An 11955-nucleotide genomic window follows, 5' to 3' on the forward strand; every position below is an offset into this window, starting at 1 on the left:
GGGCGGCGAGCCGCCGCGCGCGCTCGCGCAGCGACGCGGCGTCGGCGTGCAGTGCCTCGTCGGTGGGGGTGCGGGGGCCGCGGACAGTGGCCTCCAGCGCGGCGAGCGTCAGCTTGTCGACGCGCAGCGCGCGCGCCAGCGGGTGCCGCGACAGGCGCCGCACGTACTCCTCCTTGCCCAGGACGAGCCCGCATTGCGGGCCGCCGAGAAGCTTGTCGCCGCTCGCGGTGACCAGGTCGGCGCCCGCCTTCAGCCAGGTGGCCGCGTCGGGCTCGTCCGGCAGCAACGGCTCGGGTTCGAGCAGGCCGGAGCCGATGTCGGCGACGACCGGGACGCCGAGCCCGGTCAGCTCCGCGACGTCCGCCGACCGGGTGAAGCCGGTGACGCGGAAGTTGGACGGGTGCACCTTGAGGATGAAGCCGGTGGCGGGGCCGACCGCCGCCGCGTAGTCGTCCGGGGAAGTGCGGTTGGTGGTGCCGACCTCGCGCAGCCGGGCGCCGGTCGCGGCGAGCAGCTCCGGGATGCGGAAGCCGTCGCCGATCTCCACCATCTCGCCACGGCTGACGATGATCTCGCGGCCGCCGGCGAGCGCCGTCGCGGCCAGCACCAGCGCCGCCGCGCCGTTGTTGACCACGTGCGCCGCCTCGGCGGCCGGGACGGCGTCCAGCAGCGCGGCCAGCGCGGACCGGCCGCGCCGCGCCCGCGCGCCGGTCGCGAGGTCGAGCTCGACGTCGGTCGCGCCGGACGCCACGAGCATCGCCTCGCGCGCGGCGTCCGACAGCGGTGCGCGTCCGAGGTTGGTGTGCAGCAGGACGCCGGTCGCGTTGACCACGGGCCGCAGCCCGGCCGCGGTGACCGGCAGCGCGCCGGCCGCCGCGTCCGCGACCGCGCCGGCCGGGATCTCGCCGGCCCGCGCGCGGCGCTGCGCCGCGACCACCGCCGCCTTCACCACGCCGCGTCCGAGCCGCGCCGCCGCCTCCGCGAGCCGCGGGTCGGCGAGCACCGCGTCCGTGCGCGGGATCCGCCGCCGCCCGTCCTCCTCGCCGGCGGGCGCCGGAACCGGCGCGGGTCCACGATCCATGCGGCGACCTCCGTTGCGGGCGGCGCCGCAGGAGATCGGGTGCGGCGCACGAGACCAGCAGGGGTTACCCCTCAGGGTCGCACGCCAAACGAACCCGCGCCGGGCCTCCGGCCCTTCCCGGCGGGGGTTGCGCCGCCCCGCCGGGCTTGTTATGCATGAGTCATGCATGACCGACTCGCGAACCTGCTCGGCGCCGCCTCGCTCGCGGTCACCGACCTCGCCCTCGCCGGTGCGACCCGGGCCGCCGGAGTGAGCGCCAGCGGCGCGGGGGCGCTGGTCGTCCTCGCGCACGCGCCCGGCCTCGGCGTCACCGAACTGGGGCGGCGCGTCGGGCTCACGCAGTCCGCCGCCGCCCGCATGCTGGACGGCCTGGAGGCGTCGGGGCTCGCCCGGCGGGAGCGCGGGCCAGGACGCGGCGTCCAGGTGCGGCTGACCCCGGCCGGCGAGGAGGCGGTGGGCGCCATGCTCGCCGCGCGCGGCGCGCCGCTCGCCACCGCGCTGGCCGGCCTGGACGCGAGCGAGCGCGACCTGCTGGGCGCCCTGCTCGGCAAGCTCCTGGCCCGCCTCTACGCCGAGATCGGCGACGCGGACGTCATGTGCCGCCTGTGCGACCGCGGATGCTGCACCGACGGCGCCGTCTGCCCCGTGGGGCAGGCCGAAAGGGACGCCCTCGCGGGACGGGACGCCCTCGCGAGACGGAACGGCGAGGAGCGCGCACCGGGAGCGTCGTGACGGGCGCGGTCCTCGCCCTCGCGTCGGCGCTCTGCTACGGCATCGCGGACGTCGCGGGCGGGCTGCTGTCGCGGCGGGCGGATTTCCGCACGGTCGCGTTCCTCGGGCAGGCCGGCGGCCTCGCCTGCGCGGTCGTCTTCTCCCTTCTCGTTCCCGTGCGGGAATTCTCGTGGCACGACCTCGCGTGGGGCGCGCCGTCCGGAATCGGCACCGGAATCGCGATGGTGTTCCTGTACCGGGGCATCAGCGGCGGGACGATGAGCGTGGTCGTCCCCGTCAGCGCCGTCGGCGGCGTCGCGCTTCCGGTCCTGGTGGGCGTGGCGTTTCTCGGAGACCGGCCCTCGGCCATGGCCTGGGCGGGGATCGCGGTGGTCCTGCCCGCCCTGTGGCTGGTGTCCCGGTCCCGATCGGACGAGCGCGACCGCGTGCGGTCGGCGGTCGTCAACGGGCTCGTGGCGAGCGCCGGCATCGGCGTGCAGTACCTGGCCCTGGCACAGGCCGGTGGCGATTCGGGCCTGTGGCCGGTTGCGGTCGGGCGCGTGGCGGCCCTCCTGACGATCGCGCCGATGCTCGTGCGATCGCGGGCGCCGCGGCTCCCCGGCGCGCGGACGACGGCGTGGGCGGTCGCGACGGGCACCGTCGCGGCGGCCGCGCTCGCGCTCTACCTGCTCGCCACCGGGCGCCAGCTCGTGGTGATCGCGGTGGTCCTGTCGTCGCTGTATCCGGTGGTGCCGGTGCTGTGGGGCGTCACCGCGCTGCGCGAACGGCTGTCGGCCGGGCAGGTGGCCGGGCTGGCCGCCGCCGGCGCCGCCGTGGTGCTCCTCACCCTGCCGCCCCTGTAGCCGGCGGGCTCCTTTTTCCACGAAAGGTGACAAAGGATCGCGGCGTTCCTTGTGCTCTCCTGCCCGGGAGCCGATGGCCTTCTTATTCCGCTGCGCGAAATCAATCCGTCCCGTACCAAACGCGGGCCGGGGTTGTCACTCCTGTGAGTGTCGCGGGAAACGCGGGATATCTAGCCTGGCGGCCCGGGTGTCCGCTCACGGAGGTGACACTTTGACGGAGCTGCACGAAGGGTCGGCCGGGACCGACGATCTGTCTTCCCAGCCCTGGCGGGACGTCCCGCGCGAGGAGGCCCGGTGGATGCGGCCCCACCTTCCGGACCTGGTCGACACCATGGTCGAGGGGGTGCTGCGCAACGTCCCCGAGTACGCCCGGCCGGACGATCCCGTCTACACCGAGGTGATCCGGAGCGCGGTCGCACAGGGCATGGGGCACTTCGTGCAGATGATCGCCGACCCGGACACGCCCTGGCAGGAGGTCCACCAGGTCTTCTTCGACATCGGCTACGGCGAGGCCGTCGAGGGGCGCAGCCTGGAGCACCTGCAGAACGCGCTGCGCGTCGCGTCCCGGACGGCCTGGCGGTACCTGTCGCGGGAGGCCGACCGGCTGAAGAAGCCGCGCGAGCTGGCGATCGCGCTGACCGAGGTGAACTTCGCCTACCTGGACCTGCTCGCCTCCGCCGCCGCGCAGGGGTACGCGCGGGCGCGGGAGAAGGCGGCCGGGGAACGGGAGCAGCGGCGCGGCCGGCTGCTCAGCCTGCTGCTGTCGCACCCGCCCGCGCCCCGCGAGATCGTCGTGGAGCAGGCCGGGCTCGCCGGCTGGACGCTGCCGGAGCGGATCGCGGTGATCGTGCTCGACCCGCGTCCCGGCAGCGGCGGCGAGGGTCCCGCCGGGCTGCCGCCGTACCTGCTCAGCGGCGTCGACCGGGGCCGTCCCTGCCTGGTGATGCCCGATCCCGACCGGCCCGGCGGCGCCGACCGGCTCACCGCCACCGTCGCCGGATGGACGGGCGCGATCGGCCCGTCGGTGCCGCTGGAGGAGGCCGGCGTGTCCCTGCACTGGGCGCACCGGACGCTCGATCTGATGGCCGCCGGGCGGCTCGGCGGCGCCGCGAACCCCGCCGGAGAGCAGGACCTGCCCTCCGGGAGCGCCCCCGACCGGGACCGGCCCGGCGCCCGGACGCGGCGCGGCGGCGCCCCGGCCGGACGGCTCGTCCGCGCGGACCGGCACCTGCCCGAGCTGCTCCTCCAGGAGGGCTGGACGCTCGCGGAGGCGACGGCGCGGCGCCGGCTCGCGCCGCTCACCGAGCTCGGCCCGCACCGCGGCGGGCGGCTGGCGCTGACCCTGCTCGAATGCCTCAAGCACGGGTTCAACGCCACCGACGCCGCCGAGGCGCTGTGCGTGCACCCGCAGACCGTCCGGTACCGGCTCGCGCAGCTGCACGACCTGTTCGACTACGACATCGAGGACCCGTCGCTGCGGCTGGAGCTGATGCTGCTGCTCCCCGTCTGGCTGCGCGACGCCGGCGACGGCGAGCAGTGACGGGGAGCGGCGAGCGGCGGCGGCTACTCCTCCCGGGCCGGGACGGTCACGTACGGCAGCGTCCGGTCGAGGTAGGCCTTCCGGCACGCCGACCGGGCGATCTTCCCGCTGCTCGTGCGCGGGATGCCGCCCGGCTCGATCAGCACGAAGTCGTGCACGCGCAGGTCGTGCTGCTGCTTCACGGCGGTGCGCACGGCCTGCGCGACCTCGTCGACGTCCAGCAGCGCGATCGGCACCCGCCGGTTCCGCTCGGCGACCACGACCAGGCCCTCGGTGTCGCCGGTGTCCACCGCCACCGCGGCGGTGTACTCGCGGCGGATGCCCTTGTGCGCGTTGGACACGGTGAACTCGATGTCCTGCGGGTAGTGGTTGCGGCCGTCGACGATGACCAGGTCCTTGATCCGGCCGGTGACGAACAGCTCGCCGCCGTGCCGGACGCCGAGGTCGCCGGTGCGCAGCCACGGCCCGCGCGGCAGGCCGCCGGTGTCCCCGGCCAGCTCCGCCTCGAAGGTCTCCTTCGTCGCCTCCGGTCGCCCCCAGTAGCCGGCGGCGACGTTCGGGCCGTGCACCCAGATCTCGCCGACCGAGCCGTCCGGCTTCCGCACGCCCGTCTCGGCGTCCACGATGATCGTGTGCTGGCCGAAGGACGTGCCGCACGCGATCAGCTGGATCGCGCCGGGCGCGTCCGGGGCGACGGGCTCGGCGGTGCCGCGGCGCAGCGCCTCGTGGTCGAACGCGGCGCGGGTCGGCTCGCGGAACCGCGACGACGCCGACACGTACACGGTCGCCTCGGCGAGGCCGTACGCGCACACCTGCGCCTCGGGCTTCAGCCCGCAGTCCTTGAACGCCTCGTAGAACCCGGTGAGGGTGCTCTCCCGGATCGGCTCGGCGCCGTTCATGAAGACCTGCACGCCGCTGAGGTCGAGCTTCGCCTTCTCCTCCGCGGTGACCTGCGCGGTCAGGTACTCGTAGGCGAAGTTCGGGCCGCCGGTGAAGGCGTGCTTCTGCCGGCTGAGCAGCTCCAGCCAGCGGACGGGCCGCATGACGAACGCGACCGGGTCCATGATCACACCGGGGTTGCCGTAGACGAGCGGCAGCGCGACCGTCGTGACCAGGCCCATGTCGTGGAAGACCGGCAGCCAGTTCACCCCGGACGACTCGCGCGGGATCCCCTCGAACGTGCGCCACAGCTGCTCGGCGTTGGTCGCGAAGTTCCCGTGCGTGATGATCACGCCCGCCGGGGTGCGGGTGGACCCGGACGTGTACTGCAGGTAGGCGACGTCGTCGGGGTCGATCGGCTCGGGCGTCCAGTCGAGCGCGCCGTCCACCTCGTCCGCCACGATGATCTCGGCGGGCGCGCGGACGCCGTCGCCGGCGAGGAACGCGCGGACCGCCGGCAGCGACGCGCTCGTGGTGATGACGGCGTCGGGCTCGGCGTCCTGGTAGACCGCGAGGAGCCGGTCGCCGTGGCCGGGCAGGTCCGGGGAGAACAGCGGGACGCCGATGACGCGGGCGTACATCGCGCCGAGGAACCCTGTGACGTAGTGCAGGTCCTGCGGGGCGAGCAGCGCGACGCGCCGCCCCGGCGAGGTCGCGCGGCGGATCGCGGCGGCGATCGCGCGGGCGCGCCGGTCCAGCTCGCCCCAGGTGACGTCGGTGGCGACGCCGTCCGGGTCGGTCATGTAGTCCATGAACGTGTAGGCCCGGTCGTCGGGGAAGTCCTTGGCGAACCGGGCGAGCCGCTCGATCAGCGGGGTGCGGTCGAGCGCGGGGAGGTCGGTCATGCTCACAAAGCTCCTGGTACGGGAGGGACGAGTCAGGAGGAGACGGCGTCGGCGGCGGCCGGCGCGCCGGCGGGTTCGCCGGTGCGTCCATCGCGGCGGACGCGGCGGGATTCGAGGCGCTCGCGGTCGGGCCAGCGGACGTCCCAGACCCAGCCGAGCCGCTCGAAGAGCCAGATGACGCGGGCGCTGATGTCGATCTGCCCCTTCAGCACCCCGTGCCGGGCGCAGGTCGGGTCGGCGTGGTGCAGGTTGTGCCAGGACTCGCCGAACGACGGGATGGCGAGCCACCACACGTTGCGGGCCTTGTCGCGGGTCCGGAAGTCCTCCTTGCCGAAGACGTGGCAGATCGAGTTGATCGAGAACGTGACGTGCTCGCCGACGAACACCCGCATCAGGCCCGCCCAGAACAGCGCGGTCACGGCGCCGTGCCAGGACCGGGTGAGCAGCGCGCCGAGGCCCATCGGGACCAGGAACGTCGACAGCACGATCACCGCGTAGACGGGGTCGAGGGACAGGAACCGGATGTCGCGGTCCTTGAGCAGGTCGGGCGCGTACTTGCTGCGGGACGTGCGCTCCTTGCTGAACAGCCAGCCGATGTGCGCGTGGTAGAGCCCCTTGGTGAGGCCCCACACGCCCGGCCCGTACGCCCACGGGGAGTGCGGGTCGCCCTCCTGGTCGGAGTACTTGTGGTGGCGGCGGTGATCGGCGACCCACCGGACGACCGACCCCTGCATCGCCTGCCCGCCGAGGACGGCGAGCGCGATCCGCAGCCACCGCTTGGCCTTGAAGCCGCCGTGCGTGAAGTGCCGGTGGTAGCCGACCGTGATCCCGAGGGCGTTGAGCGGATAGAGGAAGGCGAAGATCGCGATGTCCGTCCAGCCGATCCCCCAGCCCCACAGGAAGGGGACGGCCGCCAGCAGCCCGATGATCGGCGCGGCCACGAACACCACGACCGCGATGCGCTCGGGCAGCGGCACGGTGCCGGAGATGTCGGGCTGCGGGGTTCGGCTGCCAACGTCGGCGACACCCGCTGTCATTGCGGACTCCTTAGAGACATGAGTGCGGAGGCCCCGCCCGCGGGTCCGGGGCGGCCGGTCGTCCCGGCCGTCCGGCCCCGCGGGCGGGGCGGCGGTTCAGCAGTTGCTCTGGGCGGGCTTGCCGGCGAACCGGTCGCCGAGGAAGTTCGTCACGTCCCCGGCGGCGCCCCAGTCGGTCGACAGGTGCTCGGTCGGGTAGGTGTTCTTCCAGGTCGTGTTGATCCCGGCCTTGCAGTACGCCGCGCGGGTGCCGTCCTCGGTCTCGTGGGGGATGATCTCCTCCAGCCAGCCGCGGTACTGGAACACCGGGAAGCCGATCTTGTACGTGGCGCCCGAGGACGGGGTGCCGACGCCGACGCCGAGCTTCTGCCGGTCGACGACGTCGCCCCAGGTGGTCCCGTCCGGGCCCTTGAGCGCGTAGATCTGGTCGAGGGACAGGCCCTGCTTGGAGAAGTCCTCGACCTTCGCGCCGAGGAACACCGCGAGCGTCCCGTACAGGCAGTTGGCCTTCACGTCCTTGATCGCCTGCGCGCCCTTGTCGTTCATCAGCTCGTCGAACGGCATCTCCGGGTAGGCGGCGTGCAGGCCGACCAGCGCGTCCGCGAGGAACCCGGCGAACAGGCTGCCGTTGAGCTGCTTGGCGGTCAGCTTCAGGTCGCCGGGCACGCCGCCCGCCGCCGCGCCGACCACGTTCAGCTCCGGCGCGTAGGACGCGGCGAGCTGCGCGCCCCACAGCGCGGCGGCGCCGCCCTCGGAGTAGCCGGAGATGCCGACCTTCCCGTCCGCCTTCAGCGTCCCGCCGGGGATCTGCCGGGACGTGCGGACGATGTCGAGCAGCGCGTGCCCCGCGTTCGCGCCGATCATGTAGGTGTGCACCTGGCCGTCGAGGTAGCCGACGCCGTCGGTGGCGGCGACCGCGTACCCGGCCTTGAGCATCAGCTGCAGGTTGCCGCCCTCGTACATGTCGACGTACTGGCCGGCGAGCTGCTTGGAGAACGCGCACTTCAGGCCGGAGCCGAGGGTGCCGGGGTTGAAGGCGACGGTGGGACGGGAGCCCCCGCCCTTCCACTCGGCGTCCGGCACCGCGACGGTCCCGGACACGGCGATCTTGCGCCCCTTGGCGTCGGTCGAGACGTACCTGACCTTCCAGGCGTGCATCGGCACGTCGCCGGGGATGTTGGTGAGCTTCGCCGGACGGCAGGCGAGCAGGTCGCCCGGGTTCCCGGTCACCGCCGAGGACGCGGCGTAGATCTGCGCGTCCGTGGCGTCGCAGCCCGGCGGCGCGGCCACGGCCTGCGGCGCGGTCGACACCGCGGGCACGGCCAGGGCGGCCCCCAGCGCCGCGGTGGTGAACAGGGTCCGAAGTCGCATTCCTCGCTCCAGGGTGGGTCCGGAAAGTGAATGCTGATGACTGTCCCCCAGGGGCGGCGCGCCGCGGAATGAAGATGCGTCACAGGCTCGGGCGCCCTTATTAGCAACCAAGTCAAAAACGGCCGGGCAGGGTGAACGCCCGTCGGCGTCCTCCCGCCGGTCCTCCCGCCGGTCCTCCCGCCCGGTCCTCCCGCCCACCGCGCGGGCCGTCCCGTCCCGGCGGGCCGCGCGTCCGCGGCGGCGGGTGTCGCCGTCGGTGCGGTACGTGAGGTCCAGGGCGCGGCGGACCGTCGCACGCCCTCCGAAATGCGACAAGCCATTGCAAATTGGTGGAGTCTTCATTAATGCTTCGCCGGGCCGGGGCGGCCGGGCCGTACCGTCCCGCGCATGCGCCGAACAGCAGCAGCACTAGCGACCGTCCTGACCGCCGGTATCGCCGCGGCCATGGCGGCCGGCGGCGGACCGGCCGCCGCGGCGGAGCCGGAGACCTGCGGCACTCCCGCCACCCACCAGATCGCCGAGGTGCAGGGCACCGGGGACGCGTCCCCCCTGCGCGGGCAGACCGTCCGCGTCGAGGGCGTCGTCACCGGCGACTTCCAGCGCGCCGACCAGCTCAAGGGCTTCTTCGTCCAGGACCCCACACCGGACGGCGACCCGCGCACCTCCGACGGGCTCTTCGTCTACTCCACCCAGGAGGTGCGGCCCGGCGACCGGGTCCTCGTCACCGGCAAGGCCACCGAGTACAACGGCCTCACCGAACTGTCCCCCGTCACCACCGTGAACGTGTGCGGCCGCGGCAAGGCCGCGCCCGAGAACGTGCGCCTGCCGCTGGCGGACGGCGCGAACCTCGAACGGTACGAGGGCGAGCTGCTGCGCTTCCCGCAGAAGCTCACCGCCACCGAGACCTACCAGCTCGGCCGCTACGGCGAGATCACCGTCTCCGCCGGCGGCCGCCTGTTCCAGCCCACCGACGGTCACGGCTCCACGCAGGCGGAGAATGACGCGCGGCAGCTCCTCGTCGACGACGGGTCGAACGTCCAGAACCCGGCGACGATCCCGTACACCGACAAGCGCGTCCTGCGGATCGGCGACACCACGGCCGGGCTGACCGGCGTCCTCACCTACCAGTTCGGCGCCTACGCCCTCCAGCCCACGAAGGCGGCGCACTTCGCGAACGACAACCCGCGGCCGAAGAAGCCGCGGCCGGTCGGCGGCGACGTCCGCGTGGCGAGCTTCAACACCCTCAACTGGTTCACCACGCTGAACCAGCGCGGCGCGAACACCGCCGAGGAGCGCGAGCGGCAGCTGGCCAAGCTCGTCGCCGCGCTGAAGGGCCTGGACCCGGACGTCGCCGGGCTGATGGAGGTCGAGAACAACGGCGACACGGGCGCGCTGAAGACGCTGGTCGACCGGCTCAACGAGGCCGTCGGCGCCGGGACGTACTCCTGGATCGAGAACCCGAACCCCGGCACCGACGCGATCCACGTCGCGATCATCTACAAGCCGGCGAAGCTGACGCCGGTCGGCGCGGCGCACTCGTCCGACCAGACCGTGTTCGAGCGCCCGCCGCTGGCGCAGGAGTTCCAGCCGGTGAACGGCGGCACGCGCTTCACGCTGATCGTGAACCACCTCAAGTCCAAGGGCTGCACCGGCGCGACCGGCGCCGACACCGACCAGGGCGACGGGCAGGGCTGCTTCAACGCCCACCGCGTCGTGCAGGCGAAGGCGGTCGCCGCGCTCGCCGCCCAGGAGGAGAACCCGCTCGTCATCGGCGACCTCAACAGCTACACCGCCGAGGACCCGATCAAGGTGCTGACCGGCGCCGGGCTCGCCGGGCAGACCGAGCGGTTCGTCCGGCCCGCGCAGCGCTACTCCTACGTCTTCGACGGCATGTCCGGCGAGCTCGACCACGTGCTCGCGGGCGCCGCCCTGGCGAAGCGGGTGACGGGCGCGACGATCTGGCACGCCAACAGCGACGAGCCGACGTTCCTCGACTACAACACCGAGTACAACCAGCCGCGCTTCTACCGGCCGGACGCGTTCCGGTCGTCCGACCACGACCCCGTCCTGGTCGGCCTGCGCCTGCACTGATCCCGCCGGGCCCGGGCGTCCGAATCGAGACGTCCGGGCCCCTTGCGCCGCCACTCACGGAGCGTATGATCCAGGTCACACTTCTAGTGATCGGTGCGCGCATGAACGAAGCAGCTCCCCGCCTGGCGTTCGGGATCGGTCCTGACGGGACGTACACGCGGGTCGGTCAGACGGTCGCCTTCGTCCTGGGCCTGCTCACCACGTTCGCGTTCCTGCCGCTGGTCGTGGTCGGCGCCGTGCTGTACACCAAGGCCGAGGGGGTCTTCGCCGCGGACGCCGCCCGCGCCCGCCGGCTGGTGAACTGGTCGTGGATCAGCATCACCGTGCCCGTGATCGTCGCGGTCGCCGCCGGGGCGGCGGTGGCGGCGCTGCGGGGCTGACCCGGGAAGAGGGCGGAGCCCCGGCGGGTTTGCACTCTTTATGAGCATCCCCTTCTCCGTCCTCGACCTGGCGCCCGTGGTGAGCGGCGCCACGTCCGGCGACGCCCTGCGCAACACCCTCGACCTCGCCCGGAGCACCGAGGGCCTCGGCTTCCACCGGTACTGGCTGGCCGAGCACCACACGATGCCGGGCATCGCGAGCTCGGCGACGTCGGTCCTGATCGGGCAGGTCGCGGCGGCGACGTCGCGGATCCGGGTCGGGTCGGGCGGGGTGATGCTGCCGAACCACGCGCCGATGGTGATCGCCGAGCAGTTCGGGACGCTGGAGGCGCTGTTCCCCGGGCGCATCGACCTCGGCCTCGGCCGGGCCCCCGGCACCGACCAGGCGACCGCGCGGGCGCTGCGCCGCTCCCCCGAGGCGCTGTCGGTCGACGACTTCCCCGAGCAGGTCATCGAGCTGCGGGGCTACTTCGCCGAGGACAGCACGGTGACGCCGGCGGCGGGCAACGAGCCGCCGGTGTGGCTGCTCGGGTCCAGCGGGTACAGCGCGCGGCTGGCGGGGCTGCTCGGGCTGCCGTTCGCGTTCGCGCACCACTTCAGCGCGGAGAACACGCTGCCCGCGCTGGCGCTGTACCGCGAGTCGTTCCGCCCGGGGATGCTGGACGCGCCGTACTCGATGATCGGCGTGTCGGTCACGGCGGCGGAGTCGGACGAGCGGGCCCGCGAGCTGGCGGCGCCGCAGGCGCTGGCGTTCCTGCGGCTGCGGCAGGGCCGTCCGGGCAAGCTGCCCACCCCGGAGGAGACCGCCGCGCACCCGTACACGCCGCTGGAGCGGCAGATGATCGACTCGCGGCTCGCCGACCAGGTCATGGGCGGTCCCGAGACCGTCAGGCGGCAGATGGACGCGCTGATCGAGAAGACCGGCGTCGACGAGGTCATGGTGACCACGCAGGTGTTCGACCACGCCGACCGGATCCGGTCCTACGAGATCCTCGCGGACCTGTACGACCTGAAGGCCGCCGAGCCGCCCGCCGTCAGCGGGCTCTGACCTCGAAGCCGATCCCACGTCAACGGCGCTGTGCCACCGTCCACCGGTG

Annotated in this window: 10 protein-coding genes; 6 read left to right on the plus strand and 4 right to left on the minus strand. The window is 73.6% G+C overall.

Translation table 11 applies throughout. From position 1 onward, the window contains the following. Positions 1-1081 (minus strand): L-seryl-tRNA(Sec) selenium transferase (gene selA / locus ABZ914_RS35385; protein ID WP_500198594.1); only part of this gene is annotated, 1081 nt, incomplete at its 3' end. 162 nt (positions 1082-1243) lie between these two features. Between selA and ABZ914_RS35390 the strand changes: the two genes are divergently transcribed. From ABZ914_RS35390 to ABZ914_RS35400, 3 genes are all read left to right on the plus strand, one after another. After that, a complete protein-coding gene (locus tag ABZ914_RS35390; protein ID WP_500198595.1) occupies positions 1244-1813 on the plus strand; it encodes a MarR family winged helix-turn-helix transcriptional regulator in 570 nt (189 codons plus the stop codon). Continuing rightward, on the plus strand, positions 1810-2655 hold the full coding sequence (locus tag ABZ914_RS35395; protein ID WP_500198596.1) for an EamA family transporter: 846 nt from the start codon (positions 1810-1812) through the stop codon (positions 2653-2655). Before ABZ914_RS35390 ends, ABZ914_RS35395 begins: the two co-directional genes overlap by 4 nt. 211 nt (positions 2656-2866) lie before the next feature. Further along, entirely contained in the window at positions 2867-4195 is a 1329-nt protein-coding gene (locus ABZ914_RS35400) for a PucR family transcriptional regulator (protein ID WP_500198597.1), read from the plus strand. A 23-nt stretch (positions 4196-4218) separates the two neighbouring features. On the opposite strand, the gene ABZ914_RS35405 is transcribed toward ABZ914_RS35400, so the two are convergent. From ABZ914_RS35405 to ABZ914_RS35415, 3 genes are all read right to left on the minus strand, one after another. Further along, positions 4219-5979, minus strand: coding sequence for a fatty acyl-AMP ligase (locus tag ABZ914_RS35405; RefSeq protein WP_500198598.1), 1761 nt, complete (start codon positions 5977-5979; stop codon positions 4219-4221). Positions 5980-6011: 32 nt separating this feature from the next. After that, positions 6012-7016, minus strand: coding sequence for an acyl-CoA desaturase (locus ABZ914_RS35410; protein WP_190868782.1), 1005 nt, complete (start codon positions 7014-7016; stop codon positions 6012-6014). A gap of 96 nt (positions 7017-7112) precedes the next feature. After that, a complete protein-coding gene (locus ABZ914_RS35415) occupies positions 7113-8387 on the minus strand; it encodes a lipase family protein (RefSeq protein ID WP_500198600.1) in 1275 nt (424 codons plus the stop codon). A gap of 387 nt (positions 8388-8774) precedes the next feature. Here ABZ914_RS35415 and ABZ914_RS35420 point away from each other — a divergent pair, with 387 nt between their 5' ends. The 3 genes from ABZ914_RS35420 to ABZ914_RS35430 all read left to right on the plus strand — a co-directional run bounded on the left by ABZ914_RS35420 (position 8775) and on the right by ABZ914_RS35430 (position 11906). Beyond that, positions 8775-10478, plus strand: coding sequence for an ExeM/NucH family extracellular endonuclease (locus ABZ914_RS35420; protein WP_500198601.1), 1704 nt, complete (start codon positions 8775-8777; stop codon positions 10476-10478). A gap of 101 nt (positions 10479-10579) precedes the next feature. Then, complete coding sequence (locus tag ABZ914_RS35425; protein WP_500198602.1) at positions 10580-10858, plus strand: hypothetical protein; 279 nt, start codon at positions 10580-10582, stop codon at positions 10856-10858. Between the two features lie 40 nt (positions 10859-10898). Beyond that, entirely contained in the window at positions 10899-11906 is a 1008-nt protein-coding gene (locus ABZ914_RS35430; protein ID WP_500198604.1) for an LLM class flavin-dependent oxidoreductase, read from the plus strand. Positions 11907-11955: the final 49 nt, after the last annotated feature.

Origin of the sequence: Spirillospora sp. NPDC046719, assembly GCF_040645715.1 — a bacterium.
In the GTDB taxonomy this organism is placed as follows: Bacteria; Actinomycetota; Actinomycetes; order Streptosporangiales; family Streptosporangiaceae; genus Spirillospora.